9 protein-coding genes and 1 tRNA gene are annotated in these 16,676 nt (G+C 56.4%); 5 read left to right on the top strand and 5 right to left on the bottom strand.

Translation table 11 applies throughout. From position 1 onward, the window contains the following. Positions 1 to 6: 6 nt before the first annotated feature. Both SynSYN20_RS02185 and SynSYN20_RS02180 read left to right on the top strand, forming a co-directional pair. The gene (locus SynSYN20_RS02185) at positions 7 to 1,143 is read left to right on the top strand and encodes a fatty acid desaturase (RefSeq protein ID WP_370586695.1); all 1,137 of its coding nucleotides are present in this window, start codon (positions 7 to 9) and stop codon (positions 1,141 to 1,143) included. Between the two features lie 102 nt (positions 1,144 to 1,245). Then, positions 1,246 to 2,199 carry a cupin gene (locus tag SynSYN20_RS02180; RefSeq protein WP_186524557.1) on the top strand — a complete coding sequence of 318 codons (954 nt, stop codon included), beginning with the start codon at positions 1,246 to 1,248 and terminating at the stop codon, positions 2,197 to 2,199. 194 nt (positions 2,200 to 2,393) lie between these two features. Here the strand turns inward: SynSYN20_RS02180 and psaB are convergent, their stop codons facing one another. After that, on the bottom strand, positions 2,394 to 4,610 hold the full coding sequence (gene psaB, locus SynSYN20_RS02175) for a photosystem I core protein PsaB (protein WP_186524556.1): 2,217 nt from the start codon (positions 4,608 to 4,610) through the stop codon (positions 2,394 to 2,396). A gap of 21 nt (positions 4,611 to 4,631) precedes the next feature. Then, positions 4,632 to 6,935 (bottom strand): photosystem I core protein PsaA, encoded by a 2,304-nt coding sequence (gene psaA, locus SynSYN20_RS02170; RefSeq protein WP_186524555.1) that lies wholly within the window; start codon positions 6,933 to 6,935, stop codon positions 4,632 to 4,634. Positions 6,936 to 7,340: 405 nt separating this feature from the next. Between psaA and SynSYN20_RS02165 the strand changes: the two genes are divergently transcribed. Continuing rightward, complete coding sequence (locus SynSYN20_RS02165; RefSeq protein ID WP_186524554.1) at positions 7,341 to 8,801, top strand: hypothetical protein; 1,461 nt, start codon at positions 7,341 to 7,343, stop codon at positions 8,799 to 8,801. Between the two features lie 89 nt (positions 8,802 to 8,890). After that, complete coding sequence (cobJ, locus tag SynSYN20_RS02160; RefSeq protein ID WP_255476407.1) at positions 8,891 to 10,693, top strand: precorrin-3B C(17)-methyltransferase; 1,803 nt, start codon at positions 8,891 to 8,893, stop codon at positions 10,691 to 10,693. A gap of 15 nt (positions 10,694 to 10,708) precedes the next feature. Here cobJ and SynSYN20_RS02155 read toward each other — a convergent pair. Further along, positions 10,709 to 10,782: transfer RNA gene (locus tag SynSYN20_RS02155), tRNA-Pro, on the bottom strand. 27 nt (positions 10,783 to 10,809) lie between these two features. Between SynSYN20_RS02155 and lipA the strand changes: the two genes are divergently transcribed. Then, the gene (gene lipA / locus SynSYN20_RS02150; RefSeq protein WP_186525385.1) at positions 10,810 to 11,679 is read left to right on the top strand and encodes a lipoyl synthase; all 870 of its coding nucleotides are present in this window, start codon (positions 10,810 to 10,812) and stop codon (positions 11,677 to 11,679) included. Positions 11,680 to 11,722: 43 nt separating this feature from the next. Here the strand turns inward: lipA and SynSYN20_RS02145 are convergent, their stop codons facing one another. Together SynSYN20_RS02145 and gltB are read right to left on the bottom strand one after the other, a co-directional pair. Beyond that, complete coding sequence (locus tag SynSYN20_RS02145) at positions 11,723 to 12,031, bottom strand: YciI family protein (RefSeq protein WP_186524552.1); 309 nt, start codon at positions 12,029 to 12,031, stop codon at positions 11,723 to 11,725. A 24-nt stretch (positions 12,032 to 12,055) separates the two neighbouring features. Continuing rightward, a complete protein-coding gene (gene gltB, locus SynSYN20_RS02140; RefSeq protein WP_186524551.1) occupies positions 12,056 to 16,654 on the bottom strand; it encodes a glutamate synthase large subunit in 4,599 nt (1,532 codons plus the stop codon). Positions 16,655 to 16,676: the final 22 nt, after the last annotated feature.

Raw genomic sequence — 16,676 nt, 5'->3', positions numbered from 1 at the left:
AGCTGCATGACAACGACCGATAAGAGGATGAGCCAAGACATGGCGCCTAGTCATTACCCCAAACGGATCGACTTCAAACTCGCTCCCTTTATGGCCAGTGATGACCGGATCGCGAGCTGGCAGATCCTGAACACCGTGGTTCCGATCATTGCAGTGGGGTTTGCGATGTCTGCGGTGACAACATCGTTCAACATCACAGCGATCGTGTTGACACCCTTGCTGTTGGTGTTGATGGTTTTGCTGCTCAGTCGCAGCTTTTCCCTAATGCATGACTGCGGACATCAGAGTCTGTTCCGTTCCAAGCGGTCGAATCGAATTGCTGCCTTCGGATTGAGTTTGATTCACGGCATGCCACAACATCCCTGGTCGCGAGGACACGCCTTCCATCACAAACACAATGGGAATTGGGACCGTTATCGCGGACCATCCGCTCTGATCACACGCGAGCAATACGACTCACGATCTCCACGCTCTCAGTGGCTCTATCGCCTCTTGCGCCATCCACTGCTGCTCTTCCCTGGTGGATTCTTCTATCTCATCATCAAGCCAAGAGTTGCCTTACTTTTAAGCTTCTTTGAATTCGTTGGTCATTCCATCAAAAGCACCATAAAGATGGTGACGACCGGAGACTGGATATCGCCAAAAAAAGTTTGCTCTAATTACAAATCCAGCTTCTTTTACACCAGTGGTGAATGTGTAGACATGATTGCTAACACAGCTGTTGTTGGAATGTTGTGGTGGTGGATCGGGAGCTCTATTGGCTATGCACACTTCTGGATCCTTTACGCCTTGATCATGAGTTGCAGTGCAGCAGTAATGATTGCTGTCTTTTTCATCCAACACAACTTCCCTGAATCCTATACAAGTGATGAAGATAATTGGAGTTATTTCCGTGGTGCTCTTTCTGGATCTTCCTTCCTACAAATGCCAGCTATTTTAAACTGGTTTACCGCCGATATCGCTTATCACCATATCCACCATCTTTCGGAGCGAATTCCCAATTACCGACTAAAAGAATGCCATGAAGCAAATATCCACCTTGTGCAGAATGTCCATAGGCTTTATTTGTCTCAGGTTAGCGATTGCTTCTCCCTCATCCTCTGGGATAGGGAACGTTTAGAGCTTATTTCACCCTTCGCCTGAACTGAGCTCTAACTCCATGCTGTGTCGCAGTGCTGCTGGCCTAAGGCTGGCTTCCAAGAATGATAAAACCCATACAATCCATACCTCACTGATCGATAAGGTATGCATCTCGTTGAGGTCGAATCCTTGGTAGCTCCCACATTGCATCAGGCCTCCTCTGAGCAAGCCCGTTTTTTTGATTACCGCTCCGCTGCAAACCCTCAACAGAGTGGCCTGATTGCATCGGTCCCCTTTCGCTCGTTTTCACCAGATTTTTTTGATCAAACCGGTTGTGATGTTCTTCCTCTCGATCTGAGTGAACAGCTTGGCTGCTCTGGCCCAGCCACCGGCCCTTCTCTTTGCGCCAATTTTGTGCGCCTCGACCGTGGTGAGCAACGCACCAGTGCCATTGCGACAAGTCAGCTGTTTTTCATCACGAATGGAGAAGGGGAGACACAAGCCTGTGGGCAAACGTTCCAATGGTCAAAAGGAGACCTGTTGGTGCTGCCTGCAGGTGGAGACGCGATTCACACCACGCACAAAAAAGCAGGTTTGTATTGGGTGCATGATGCTCCACTCCTGCGCTACCTGGGAGTTGAACCAGCTCAATCTCGCTTTGAGCCCAGCTTTTATAGCCATCGGGACAGCAAACTACATCTAGAAGCGATTGCAAATAGCCCTAACGGTGCTCGTGCCAACCGTGTGAGCGTTTTGCTGGGCAACAGCAATTTCCCTCAGACACGCACGATCACCCATACCCTCTGGGCCATGCTCGGAATCTTGCCCGCTGGCCAGATCCAGCGACCACACCGCCACCAATCCATCGCTCTTGATTTCGCTGTTGATTGCCAACCCGGCTGCTACACCATGATCGGCACGAAGCTCGATGCCAACGGGATGATTCTCAATGGACATCGGGAAGATTGGGTCCCGGGAGCGGCCTTCGTGACGCCACCTGGTTATTGGCATTCTCACCACAACGAGTCCGGTGAAGATGCCTATGTGCTGCCGATTCAAGATGCGGGCCTTCACACCTATCTGCGCACGCTGGACATCGCCTTTAGCGGCGGCAATTAAATAAAAACACCTTCCTACCAGCAGACATACATCAGACCAAATAATGCACGAGGCCGAAGCTGTTCTTGGGCTTGAGGGTTTTTCAGATGTTTGTCTCGCTGGATGATTGATTCACATAAAAAACCCGCCAGGGAAACCGGACGGGTGAAATCTCTGAGAAACGGCTCGTTAATCAAGCAGAGGTTTAGGCTGAATCAGCCAAACTTGCCAGAGGTGGAGGCGATCAAGAAGGCGGCGTACGTGAGGATGTACCCGATCGTGAAGTGAGCAAGACCCACAACCCGAGCCTGGACGATGGAGAGAGCCACAGGCTTGTCGCGCCAGCCAACAAGGTTGGCCAGAGGAGTGCGCTGATGAGCCCAAACGATGGTCTCAATCAGCTCTTGCCAATAACCACGCCAGGAGATCAGGAACATGAATCCTGTCGCCCAAACCAAGTGACCGAACAAGAACATCCAAGACCAAACAGCCAGGTTATTGCTGCCAAAGGGGTTGTAGCCATTGATCAGCTGTGAACTGTTCAGCCAGAGGTAGTCGCGGAACCAGCCCATGAGGTAGGTGCTGGACTCGTTGAACTGAGCCACGTTGCCCTGCCAAATCGCAAGGTGCTTCCAGTGCCAGTAGAAGGTGACCCAACCCACTGTGTTCAGAGCCCAGAAGACAGCTAGATAGAAAGCGTCCCAGGCAGAGATGTCACAGGTACCGCCACGGCCAGGGCCGTCGCAGGGGAAGGAGTAACCGAAGTCCTTCTTGTCAGGCATCAACTTGGATCCACGTGCATCCAGAGCACCCTTCACAAGGATCAGGGTGGTGGTGTGGAGACCCAGAGCGATGGCGTGGTGAACAAGGAAGTCACCAGGGCCAATCGGCAGGAACAAGTCGTTGCTACCACGAACACCGTTGATGGCATCCATCCAACCGCCCATGTAGGCAGCGTTGGCATTGGCAGCAGCACCACCAGCGTTCGCTAAGAGAACATCGAAGCCGTAAATCGCTTTACCGGAAGCAGCCTGGACGAACTGTGCAAAGACAGGTTCAACCAAGATCTGCTTCTCAGGAGTTCCAAACGCCACAACCACGTCGTTATGGACGTAGAGGCCGAGGGTGTGGAAGCCCAGGAAAAGGGAGACCCAGCTCAGGTGACTGATGATTGCTTCTTTGTGCTCGAGCATCCGAGCCAGGACGTTGTCCTTGTTGGCTTCGGGGTCGTAATCGCGGATAAAGAAGATCGCACCGTGGGCGAAGGCACCACACATCAAGAAGATGGCGATGTACTGGTGATGGGTGTAAAGCGCTGCCTGGGTCGTGTAGTCCTTCGCGATGAAGGCATACGACGGCATTGCGTACATGTGCTGTGCAACCAAGCTGGTGATCACGCCAAGAGAGGCGAGAGCAAGACCGAGTTGGAAGTGCAGGCTGTTGTTGATGGTGTCGTAGAGACCTTTGTGGCCAGCACCCAAGTTGCCGGGGGTTCCGGTTGGTGGGTTGTGCGCTTCAAGGATCTCGCGAATGGAGTGACCGATTCCGAAGTTCGTCCGATACATGTGGCCGGCGATCACGAAGATCACGCCGATGGCCAAATGGTGATGGGCGATATCAGTAAGCCAAAGGGCTTCGGTCTGAGGGTGGAAGCCACCGAGGAAGGTGAGGATTGCAGTGCCTGATCCTTCAGCGGTACCAAAAACCTGACCTGTGGTGTCAGGGTTTTGGGCATACACGCCCCAATTGCCGGTAAAAAATGGACCCAGCCCAGCTGGGTGAGGCATCACGTTGAGGAAGTTATCCCAACCAACGTGCTGACCACGGGACTCAGGAATAGCCACGTGAACCAAGTGGCCGGTCCATGCAATGGAGCTGAATCCGAACAGAACGGCCAGGTGGTGGTTCAGGCGGGATTCGGCGTTTTTAAACCAAGCAAGGGACGGACGGAACTTGGGCTGCAAGTGCAGCCAACCAGCGAACAGAGCCCAAGCCGACAGGATCATCATGAAGATGGATCCCTGATACAGCTCGGCATTCGAGGTCATGCCGATCGTATAAAACCAGTGATAGAGACCTGAATAGGCAATATTCACTGGGGAGGATGCACCCGCTTGGGTGAAGGCGTCAATTGCGCCTTGACCGAAATGGGGATCCCAAATTGCGTGAGCGATTGGGCGCACGTGCAGTGGGTCGGCGACCCACTGCTCGAAGTTGCCCTGCCAGGCGATATGGAACAGGTTTCCCGAAACCCAAAGGCCAATGATGGCGAGATGCCCGAAATGGGTGGAGAAGAGCTTTTGGTAAAGCTTCTCCTCCGTCATTCCGTCATGGCTCTCGAAGTCGTGAGCCGTGGCGATCCCGTACCAGATGCGGCGGGTTGTCGGGTCCTGTGCCAGACCCTGGCTAAACGAAGGAAATTTCGTTGCCATTAGAGGGAAAGGTCAGGTAGGTCAGCCGACCACAAGGATGTGGGCGTGGAAGAAGGCCCATGTGGTCGCGATGCCGCCCAAGAGGTAATGAGCGACACCCACGGCACGGCCCTGGGTGATGGACAGCGCACGGGGCTGGATGGCAGGTGCCACCTTCAGCTTGTTGTGAGCCCAAACGATGGACTCAATCAATTCCTGCCAGTAGCCGCGGCCACTGAACAAGAACATCAAGCTGAAGGCCCAGACAAAGTGAGCACCAAGGAACATCAGGCCATAGGCACTGGTGTTCGAGCCGTAGCTGTTGATCACCTGCGCGGCCTGAGCCCACAGGTAGTCACGCAGCCAGCCATTAATGGTGATTGCGCTGTTGGCGAAGTTGCCATTCGTGATGTGTTGGACACTGCCATCAGCATTCACAGTTCCCCAAACATCGCTTTGCATTTTCCAGCTGAAGTGGAAAATCACGATGGACAGGGAGTTGTACATCCAGAACAGGCCTAGGAACACATGGTCCCAAGCAGACACCTGACAGGTGCCACCTCGGCCGGGTCCGTCGCAAGGGAAGCGGAAGCCCAGGTTTGCTTTATCTGGAACGAGGCGGGAGCTACGGGCATAGAGCACACCTTTAAGAAGGATCAACACAGTCACGTGAATCGTGAATGCGTGGATGTGGTGCACCATGAAGTCAGCGGTCCCAAGAGGAATCGCTGCAGCAGCAACCTTGCCACCAACGGCAATCGTGGAGCCGTTGAACACTTCGCTAACGCCAGCAAGTGCGTTGGGAGCGGTGCTACCGGCAGCTCCTGCATGCAAACCCTGAATCCACTGAGCGAACACTGGCTTCAGCTGAATTGCTGAGTCACTAAACATGTCCTGGGGACGCCCCAGAGCACGCATTGTGTCGTTGTGGATGTAGAGGCCAAAGCTATGGAAGCCCAACCAAATGCACACCCAGTTCAGGTGGCTGATCAGGGCATCGCGCGCTTTGAGCACACGATCGAGCACGTTATCCACATGCTTGGCAGGGTCGTAATCGCGAATCATGGCGATAGCTGCGTGAGCAGCAGCGCCAACGATTAGGAAACCACCGATCCACATGTGGTGGGTGAACAGTCCGATCTGAGTCGGGTAGTCAATCGCCATGTATGGATACGGAGGCATCGCATACATGTGCTGGGCCACGATGATGCTCAGCGAACCGAGCATGGCCAAGTTGACGCCCAACTGAGCATGCCAAGAGGTCGTCATGAACTCAAAGAGTCCGTCATGCCCCTTGGTGGCAGGGAACAGGAGGGGATCACCCTTCTGACCTTCGAGGATCTCCTTGATGGAGTGCCCGATGCCCCAGTTCGTGCGGTACATGTGACCAGCCACGATGAACAGCACCGCAATGGCAAGGTGGTGATGAGCGATATCGCTCATCCACATACTTCCTGTGACTGGATTAATTCCACCTTTAAAGGTCAGGAAGTCGCTGTAGGCAGCCCAATCACCAGAGAAGAAGGCGCCAATACCGGCACCGAATCCTGGATAGAGCTGCGCGATCAAATCCTGATTAAAGAATTCGTGTGGCAGTGGAATGTCTGCGACAGAAGCAATGGTTTTGCCATTGAGCACCAGCGGCTGGCCGGCGTCGATGGCATCCATCAACTTGGTGGTCGGCAGAGACACATGCAGAAGGTGCCCGGTCCAGGAAAGGGAACCGAGACCAAGCAAACCTGCCAAGTGGTGGTTGAGCATCGACTCAACGTTCTGGAACCACTCGAGCTTGGGAGCTGCCTTGTGATAGTGGAAAACACCGGCATTCAGCATGAGGCCGGCCATCACCAGAGCGCCGATGGCAAGCGACATCAGCTGGGTCTCGTTGGTGATGCCCCATGCACGCCAGACGTGAAAGAGGCCAGATGTGATCTGAATGCCTTGGAAACCGGCACCCATATCACCGTTGAGAATCTCCTGGCCAAACACGGGCCACACCACCTGAGCACTTGGCTTCACGTGGGTGGGGTCGGCGAGCCAGCCGGAGAAGTTGGAAAAGCGGGCTCCGTGGAAGAAAGCGCCGCTTAGCCAGATGAAGATCACGGCCAAATGGCCGAAGTGAGCACTAAAGATCTTCCGAGAAACCTCTTCAAGGTCACTCGTGTGGCTATCGAAATCGTGAGCGTTGGCGTGGAGGTTCCAGACCCATGTTGTGGTCTTGGGGCCTTTCGCGAGAGCTCGGTCGAAATGTCCGGGCTTGCCGAACAATTCAAAGGTTGCTGGATTGTCAACCTTTTCGACTTGGCTCTTCGCGGTGCTCCCACGCTCTGGTGGGCTGATGGTCATCGAGTCGTTCCTCGAGGGACGGGATCGAGGTGGAGGGCCACCCCTCCGGAGAACCGGACAGTTCGCCGGGGCCCCGGCCATAGCCCGAAGGCTGTAGCCGGGCGCCAGTTCAAGCCAGGAAAAGCCTGTCCATCACTGGTGCTTTGGGCCCCAAAGAGGGGACCGCTGATTTGAGCATAGAGTCGCGAGAGGGCCTTAACCCTCATCGAGTTACAAAGGTTCAATCCGGCGGCGATCCAGTCTGCAACTGGGGTCTGGTTTGCAGGTGGTGTCAGCGAGAACCACCCAATCAAGACACAAAACTATCAACAACCTGCTTATTTTCTTTCGCTAATTAATACTCAGCCAGTGCCCTGGACCTGCGAAGTGGGGCCATTCAGAATGGCGGCACATCCTTCCCGCTCCATGGATAAATCGGGCCGGCGACACGCAAGCATCCGATGGTTCGCAGCACTCTTCGCCCTGATCCTCCTCTTTGGAACGGGACAACCCGTGCTGGCCATTCCGTCGTTGCCTTGGGCCAATCAGCCCAACTCCAAATCCGCTCCTAATCAAGGCAAGAATCTTCCGACCCAAAACCCATCAGGCCGTCTTCGAGAAGTGGAACCACCTGGTGCGGTTCAGCAGCTCCATCAAGCCTTAGGGAAGCATCATCCCCTGCTTTCACTCATCAGTCCCTTGGATGGGAGCCAGCTACAGGGCGGTCCCCTCAACCTGGAATTAAAAATCGAGGATTGGCCCCTCGCGAACGACCGCGAACTCGGTCTCGGAGCCCACGTCGCGATTCAAATTGATGATCAAGCACCCGTTCGCATCAGTGAACGGAATGGAAACCGCATATCGCTTGAACTCCCTGCCCTTAGTCCAGGGAGCCACAGGTTCACGGCCTATGCCGCTTACCCCTGGGGAGAAGCCGTCAAAACTCCTGGCGCCAGCTTGCATTGGGCTGTAGATCAGCTGCGCCCGCTGATGGGCACGCAGCCAAAACGCGATTCCCCTTGGCTGGCGATGGTGAGTCCGGCTGAGCTCGGGGGGGACAGCCCTTTGCTGCTCGATTGGTTGGTATGGAATGCGCCTCTGCAAAACCTCCGAGCTGGAGACGCTCGCTGGCGCCTACGCATCACGGTTAACGAGGACAGTTTTGTCGTGGACCAGCAGGATGCCCTTTGGCTCCAGGGAATCGACAACCGCAAAGGGATCAACACTGTTCAGATGGAGTTGCTGAACGGGATCGGTGAATCGCTCGAGCCGATGTTCAACAACCAATTGAGAGTGGTCCCTAAGCGGCAGAACCCCAAACCAATTTGGTTGCAATCAAGCCTGAATGACAGCGAGCTAGCGCGTTTGCTGGGTGAAGCCAAGCCTGAAGACCCGAGCGCAACGCAAGAGCTCGTGGGTGAAGACGACATCCTTGGACTGGAGGGCGCCGGGACCACGGCACCAAAAGAACAAGTATTGAAGAAAGAGCCCATAAAAGAAAAGGCTGTGGATGAAGGGGCTGTCGATGAACCAGCCATCGTTGAACAAGGTATGGATGACAAGGCTCTGGACAGACAAGCAGAGGAAGAAAAGCTCGCTGAGCTCGAGGATTTGAAGATCAACCCAGCCAAAACAACGTCATTGCCAGAACCGGCGTTACAAGAAACAGCGATGCCAGAGAAGGGAGTGGAGACAGCAGAGGGACCCGTTTCAAAAGCAGGGACTCCTTCGGAACCCTCACCTACACCCAGCGAGCCCGTCGCCCCGGAACCCCAAACCCCATCAAGGGCACCGAGGATCAGCATCGAACCAGAAAGAATTTCTCCAACCAGCACCCTGGGAGGATCAGCCCGGGAGCTATTGAACCCCGATGGCACCCAGCGTTGACCTCCGAAACTCCTGTCCTGAACGACTCCTCTCCTCCTTTCGCTGCCAGGCGATTGGCCCTAGGTCTGACCTCGAGGGCCTGGCCTTTGATGCAAAGACTTCAGCAATCTGGCCTCACTGATCAACTGGCACTCACTCCCGGTGCAGCCGCCACCATTGCTGACCTAGACGGAACGTGTCTGGTGAACTCAGCTGCGATGTTGATCCAGCAGCACTGGCAAGAGGAGGGAGTGCTGATGGTGATCGGAGCCACAGGTGCCGTCACCCGTTTGATTGCTCCACTGTTGAAGGACAAAGAAAGTGACCCTGCAGTCCTGGTTCTGGATGCAGAGGGACAAAGAGTGATCCCATTGCTTGGCGGTCACCAAGCTGGTGCGGAACAGTTAAGCCGGGAGATCGCCGCCACGCTTGGAGGGGAAGCGGTTCTGAGCGGAGATAGTGCTGTTTCGGGCCGTCTAGCAACCGATGTGTTCGGTCATGCTTGGGGATGGAAACGCGGCGGAACAAGCGCCAGCTGGACCCAACTGATGAAGGCCCAGGCGCGTGGAGAGGGACCCCGTCTCATCCAATCAATGGGAAGCAAGCTGTGGCAAAGCAGTTCGGCCGCTCAATCCAGCCAGCTCCTCGGCCTTGATGCCGAGGCAGGCAGTGCTAACTCAGACAGTGCAATTCCAGCGCTGGAGATCAGCACATCCATCGCCCATGCGGGGGCATGCACTTGGCACCCAGCACTCCTTTGGCTTGGAATTGGCTGCGAACGCGACACAAGCTTGAACCTTGTCCAGCGTGCTGTAAGCAGTGCCCTCGAGGAGGCGGACCTGGCAGAGGCCGCCGTTGCAGGCATCAGCAGCATCGATCGCAAGGGCGATGAACGGGCGCTTCAAGACCTCGCACAGCTTCACCATTGGCCCTTCCGTTTGCACACAGCATCAGCATTAGATGCTGTGCCGGTGCCAACCCCATCCAAGGTGGTTGCTGCAGAGATGGGAACGGGATCGGTTGCAGAAGCAGCTGCACTACTGAGTGCCGGACCCAACGCACAACTCAAGCTGCACAAACGAATCACCCACGCCAACGACGAGGAACGCGGCGCCATCACCGTGGCGATTGCCGAAAGCATGGAGGCCCATGCACCTCAACGGGGCGAACTGCATCTCATCGGCAGTGGGCCAGGTGATCTGGCCCTCCTCACTCCTGCAGCCCGCAGTGCCCTAGCGCGCTGTCCTGCCTGGGTGGGATACGGGCTCTACCTCGACTTATTAGAACCGCTGCGCCGTCCAGATCAGATCCGGCTGGATGGGCAACTCACCATGGAAAGGGACCGCTGCCAGCAAGCTCTGAGCCTCGCTCGCCAGGGCGTTCGCGTGGCGTTGGTGTCGTCTGGCGACAGCGGGATTTATGGAATGGCCGGGCTCGCGCTTGAGCTCTGGTTGGACTTAGCAGAGGACGACCGGCCTCGCTTTGCCGTGCATCCAGGAATCTCCGCACTACAACTAGCAGCGGCAAAAGCTGGTGCACCGCTCATGCATGACTTCTGCACCGTGAGCTTGAGCGATCGCCTTACCCCATGGGAAGTGATTGAACGACGACTAGAAGGTGCCGCCAAGGGCGATTTCGTCGTTGCGCTCTACAACCCCCGCTCCAAAGGACGTGATTGGCAGCTGCAACGTGCCAAAGACATCCTGCTCACTGAACGCCCTGCCTCCACACCTGTTGTGATGGCAAGGCAATTAGGTCGACAGGAGGAACACGTCTCGTTCTGCCGGCTCGACCGCTTGCCCGTAGAAACCATTGACATGCTGACTGTTTTGGTCATCGGCAACAGCAGCAGCAGACTGGAGGGGGGCCGAATGGTGACTCCGCGCGGCTATCCAGGCGCAGAACTCAGTTGAGCGCTACTCATAGAGTCGGGATGACAGGATTCGAACCTGCGGCCCCTTCGTCCCGAACGAAGTGCGCTACCAAGCTGCGCTACATCCCGATGAGGCGACTTTAAAAGATGACGTCCATTCAGAAACCTGACTGGTTGCGCGTCAAAGCCCCCCAGCGCGAGCGCATTGGCGAGGTGGCCGACCTGCTGCTGGACCTCAAGCTGAACACTGTTTGCCAGGAGGCAAGCTGCCCGAATATCGGCGAATGCTTTGCCGGAGGGACCGCGACGTTCCTAATCATGGGGCCCGGCTGCACCCGCGCCTGTCCCTACTGCGATATCGACTTCGACAAGAGCGTCCGAGAACTCGACCCAACCGAACCCCAACGGCTCGGGGAGGCGGTCTCCCGGCTTGGGCTCAAACACGTTGTGATCACCTCAGTGAACCGCGACGACCTGGAAGACGGAGGCGCCTCTCAGTTCGTGGCTTGCATCGAGCAGGTGAAGCAACACTCGCCGCTCACCACAATTGAGCTGCTGATTCCCGATTTCTGTGGCAACTGGGATGCGCTAGCCACGGTGATGGAGGCATCACCCCATGTGCTCAATCACAACATTGAGACGGTGCCGCGGCTGTATCGCCAGGCTCGTCCGCAGGGAATCTATGAGCGCTCCTTGGAACTCCTCAAACGGGTTCGTGATGGCTGGCCACGGTCTTACAGCAAGTCGGGATTAATGGTGGGCCTCGGCGAGAGCGACGCGGAAGTGATCGAGGTGCTTCGCGATCTAAGAGAACACCGAGTTGACATCGTCACCATCGGCCAATACCTATCACCAGGCCCCAAACACTTGAGCGTGGACCGGTTCGTCACTCCGGAGCAGTTCGAGAGCTACCGCCTCAAGGGAGAACAAGAGCTGGGGTTTTTACAGGTGGTCAGCACTCCGCTCACGCGCAGCAGCTACCACGCTGGAGAAGTGCAGAAACTGATGACCATTCACCCTCGCTGAACGCTCCAGCTCAACACCAAGAGCAGCAGTGACTAGGTCTGAACTAAGCCTGAAGACTTCCCTCAACCGGCTTCCACTCATGCAGCGTCCAGTCCACCAGGTTCCTGGCAATCATTGGATCAGCAGCGATGAACGCTTTTGCTGCCGTGTAGCTGTCAGCTTCGAAGACCAATAAACCGCCCCCACCTGGCTTGTGTTGCTCATCCACAAGAAAACCGCTGGCCATGGCACACCCTGAAAGCCGTTGAGCCTGAACCCAACGGCGATGGTCATGGCAATGAACACGACGCTGCTCAGCAGATAACGATGTCATCGCTGCGGTAAACGTTTCCTGCTTGATAAACCAGGGCATGGCGATAGGGACAGTACGGAGGAATCAGGCTGCAACCACCTCACGCGCTTCAAGCCCCATCGCTGCTCGCTCGCTTGGGGGCACCAACAACTTGAACAACGACTTGGCGTTGGTCCAATCCGAAAGCAACGCCTTGGCTTTCTCACTAGAGGTGGTGTTGACATGAGCCTCAAGGAGTGATTTCAGCAAAGACTCCTGTTGTGGGGTGGTGATGCTGACCACCTCCACGATTTCAGGATTCACGCGGGCCTGGACGCCGCCCGCTTCATCCAACAGGAACGCCACACCTCCGGTCATACCGGCACCCACATTGCGACCGGTGCCTCCCAGCACCACAATCACGCCTCCGGTCATGTACTCGCAACAGTGGTCCCCGGCTCCCTCCACCACGGCGCGAGCTCCGCTGTTACGAACGCCAAAGCGTTCACCAGCCCGGCCATGGGCAAAAAGCTCACCCCCAGTGGCGCCATAAAGACAGGTGTTTCCAAGAATCACCTGATCGCCAGGGTTGGCGACACCATCACCAGGCACGAGAGTGATCCGACCACTGTTCATGCCTTTCCCGACGTAGTCGTTGGCCTCACCCTCCAAGCGCATGGTCATGCCTTGAACAAGGAAGGCCGCAAAGCTTTGGCCGGCAGCTCCGCGGAAGTTCAGATTCAGCTGCCCATTAAAGCCACGATTCCCATGGCGCTGAGCGATCTCGCCAGCGAATCGTGCACCAACACTGCGATCGGTGTTGACGATCTCGATCGTGCGGCTGAGAGAGCCATGGTTCTCGACGGCATCCATGAACGCGCCATCAGCCAGGAGATGATCTTCAAGAATCGGACCATTCCCATGGGCTTCAGGGCTGTGCTTGAGCCAGGAGCGGTCGTTGGCGTCTCCCACTGGAGCCAACAAGCTGGAGAGATCCACGCATTTGGTCTTCTCAAGCTCGACGGAACGCGGCTGCAGCAGCTCGCTGCGTCCAATCAGATCTTCAAGACGCGCCACTCCCAAGACACTCATCAATTGACGCACCTCTTCCGCCACGTACCAGAAGAAATTCACCACATGTTCGGGCACACCGGTGAAGCGTTTGCGTAGCGCTTCTTTCTGCGTGGCCACGCCTACGGGGCAGTTATTGGTGTGACAAACACGGGCCATGATGCAGCCCTCAGCGATCATCGCTACAGACCCAAAGCCATACTCCTCTGCGCCGAGCAGGGCAGCGACGACCACATCCCAACCGGTCTTGAGACCGCCATCGGCACGGAGCAAGACGCGATCACGCAACCCGTTCTCCAACAACGATCGATGCACTTCGGTTAAGCCCAGCTCCCAGGGACTGCCGGCGTGCTTGATCGAGCTCAGCGGCGATGCTCCCGTGCCGCCGTCGTGACCAGAAATCTGGATCACATCGGCATTGGCCTTCGCCACACCAGCCGCGATCGTGCCGATCCCAATCTCAGCCACCAACTTGACACTGACAGGGGCTTTGGGATGCACCTGGTGCAGATCATGGATGAGCTGGGCGAGATCCTCAATCGAATAGATGTCGTGATGGGGCGGAGGCGAAATCAGCGCCACGCCGGCTTTGCTGTTGCGCAGCCCAGCGATGTACGCGTCCACCTTTGGCCCAGGCAGTTGGCCACCTTCACCAGGCTTAGCTCCCTGAGCCACCTTGATCTCAAGTTGCTTGCCACTGCGCAAATATTCCGCTGTCACCCCAAACCGGCCCGAAGCGATCTGCTTGATCGCTGAGCAGGCGGTGTCACCATTTCTCAGCCCACCGATGCTTGGGAAAGACGACGAGCGGCCGTCTCCATCCACATCATGGAGAACCTGAAAACGAATCGGGTCCTCACCACCCTCACCGCTATTGCTCTTTCCACCGATACGGTTCATGGCCACGGCCAACACCTCATGGGCCTCTCTAGAGAGAGCTCCCAGGCTCATGCCGCCTGTACAAAAGCGAGTACATAGGCTTTCGGCACTCTCCACCTGATCCAGCGGCAAGGGCGTCGCAGCCAGCTTGAACTCGAGCAAATCGCGAAGAGCTGTGACCGGCCTGTTTCCCAACAGGGTTTTGTAGGTGGAGAAGTGGTCGTATCCAGGACCAGCTTTGACGGCACTGTGCAGAGCCTTCGACATCTCCGGGCTATTGAGGTGGTACTCACCACCCGTGCGGTATTGCACAAAACCCATGAACTCAAGCTTGCTGCGATTCAGCTCAGGGAAAGCCTTGGCATGCAACGAGAGCGTTTCATTGGCAAGCTCTGGAAGGGTCATCCCAGCAACGCGACTGGTCGTCCCCGCGAAAGCCTTTTGAATCACATCGGCGCCTAGTCCGATGGCCTCAAAAATCTGAGCTCCGTGATAGCTCGCTAGGAGCGAAATACCGATTTTGGAGAGGATTTTGCGGAGCCCATTCTCAAGGGACAAGCGAACATTCGCCTGGGCCTTATCGGGATCCAAAGATTGCAATTTGCCTTGTTCGATCCGCTTCTGGGTCTTGGGATGAGCGAGCCAATGGCGCGTCGTTTCCCAGGTGAGCCATGGGCAAACAGCGCTGGCGCCGTAACCAATCAGGCAAGCCATGTGATGGGTGCTCCAACACTGAGCGGTCTCCGAAACCAGCGAACAGTGGAGTCTCAATTTCTGGCGCAAAAGGTGGTGGTGCACCGCTCCTACCGCCAATAAAGAGGGCATCGCCACAGTGGTGGCCATCAGTTCCGCAGGCTGCCCGTCAGCATTCACGCGGTCCGACAGAACCAACACCTGAGCGCCGTTGCGGACCGCCTCTTCCGCCTGTGAGCAGAGAGCATCCACGGCCGACTGCAGCCCACCCGCGCAGGCTTCGACTGCAACCTGGGTCGAGAGGGATCGCACCACTAGCCCTTGATCAGACAGAGCACTCAGCTCCGCCTCATTGAGCACTGGAGTATCGAGGTGAATCAAGGCCGCGGCCTCTGCCTGAGGCTTCACAGCAGGCCGCCTCTGCCCTAAGTGCATCTCCAAACTCATTACCAATTTCTCTCGCAGGGGATCAATCGGTGGATTGGTGACTTGAGCGAAGCGCTGCTTGAAGTAGTCGTAGAGAAGGTGAGGCTTGTCGGAGAGCACCGCCAAGGGGATGTCGTCACCCATGCAGTAGGTGGGCTCTTTGCCAAGACCTGCCATGTCCTCAATCACAAGATCTAGATCTTCTGCGGTGAAGCCCATCGCTGTTTGCAAGCGCAGCAAATCAAGCTCACTGATTTGGCAGTCTTGAATCCAAGGCTGAGCCGAAACGGAGCGGCGATACTGCTTTAACCAATCGCCATAGGGAAAACGTTTGGCCGCGTCTTCCTTGACCGCCCAATTGGTCAACAGCTCGCCGCGCTCAAGATCAACGGCCACCATCTGACCTGGACCTAAGCGCCCTTTTTCAATAACAGTCTTTCCGCTGAGATCCACCACTCCGGTCTCGGATCCCATGATCACGAACCCATCAGCCGTTGTGCACCACCTCGCAGGCCTCAGCCCATTGCGATCCAAGGTCGCGCCCACGCGCTTCCCATCCGCAAACACCAACAATGCTGGGCCGTCCCATGGCTCTTGAGTCCCGGCATTGAATTCGTACATCGCCGTGACATCAGGGCGGCTGTCGAGATCGGGCTGATTTCGGAAGGCTTCCGGCACCAAAGTGATCAAGCTGTCGGTGATTGAGCGTCCACTCCTCACCATCAGCTCAAGCGTGGCATCAAGATTGGCCGAGTCGCTGAAATCGGGGTTCACAACCGGGATCAAGTCGGCTGAAGCTTCACCCCATACGTCTTCCAAGCCAGCTTCTGATGCCTTAGCCCAGTTGAGATTGCCCAACAACGTATTGATTTCACCGTTGTGACCCAAGAGGCGCATCGGCTGAGCCAACGGCCAGCGGGGAAGCGTATTAGTGCTGAAACGACGGTGGTAGACCGCAAAACTCACAGCAAAGCGAGGGTCACGCAGATCGGCGTAGTACTGGGCGAGAACCTCGGAACGAACCATCCCCTTGTAAACAACAGTTCGACCACTCAGGGACGCGACGTAAAAATCGCGAGCGCCTTCGGCTCCAAATTCCTTGCGAACCCTGGCTCCAACACGACGGCGCAGGCGCAAAAGCAGAGATTCCAGAGCATCAGCATCAACATCTCTCTGCACTAACCACTGCTGAATCACAGGTGCTGTTTCACGCGCAAGCGGGCCCAGAACCGCTGAATCGATCGGAACCTCTCGCCAGCCAACGGAGGTCAGGCCAAGGGCTTGCGCCTCTTGATCACAAAATCGCTGAACGTCGGCACGGCGACCGGGATCTTTCGGCAGAAACATCATGCCGAGACCGTTGGCATTCGCAGCTTCTGGCCAAATCGCTCTCAAGTACTCCCAGGGGATTTCGCACAAGACTCCTGCACCATCTCCTGAATCACCATCACCACCGCACCCACCCCTGTGCTCCATGCAACCCAAACCACGAAGGGCCTGCTGAAGCACCCAATGACTGCGCTCACCCTGCAGCTGTGCCAGAAAACCCACACCACATGCGTCCTTCTCCCCGGCAACCGCAGCAGGTGCACTGCTGTCGCAATAGGGCCAATCGGAACCGGTGAGTTGGGTCATAACCTGCAGTCGAGACGTACAA

Origin of the sequence: Synechococcus sp. SYN20, from assembly GCF_014279555.1 — a bacterium.
GTDB lineage: Bacteria > Cyanobacteriota > Cyanobacteriia > PCC-6307 > Cyanobiaceae > Synechococcus_C.
This window is presented reverse-complemented; position numbering and strand designations above follow the sequence as displayed.

Bases quoted from the DNA above. Each gene is read 5' to 3' on its own strand.
- SynSYN20_RS02145 (WP_186524552.1), bottom strand. From the start codon at position 12,031: ATGCCCTGGTTTATCAAGCAGGAAACGTTTACCGCAGCGATGACATCG.
- SynSYN20_RS02165 (WP_186524554.1), top strand. From the start codon at position 7,341: ATGGATAAATCGGGCCGGCGACACGCAAGCATCCGATGGTTCGCAGCA.
- cobJ (WP_255476407.1), top strand. From the start codon at position 8,891: ATGCAAAGACTTCAGCAATCTGGCCTCACTGATCAACTGGCACTCACT.
- psaB (WP_186524556.1), bottom strand. From the start codon at position 4,610: ATGGCAACGAAATTTCCTTCGTTTAGCCAGGGTCTGGCACAGGACCCG.
- SynSYN20_RS02185 (WP_370586695.1), top strand. From the start codon at position 7: ATGACAACGACCGATAAGAGGATGAGCCAAGACATGGCGCCTAGTCAT.
- SynSYN20_RS02180 (WP_186524557.1), top strand. From the start codon at position 1,246: ATGCATCTCGTTGAGGTCGAATCCTTGGTAGCTCCCACATTGCATCAG.
- psaA (WP_186524555.1), bottom strand. From the start codon at position 6,935: ATGACCATCAGCCCACCAGAGCGTGGGAGCACCGCGAAGAGCCAAGTC.
- gltB (WP_186524551.1), bottom strand. From the start codon at position 16,654: ATGACCCAACTCACCGGTTCCGATTGGCCCTATTGCGACAGCAGTGCA.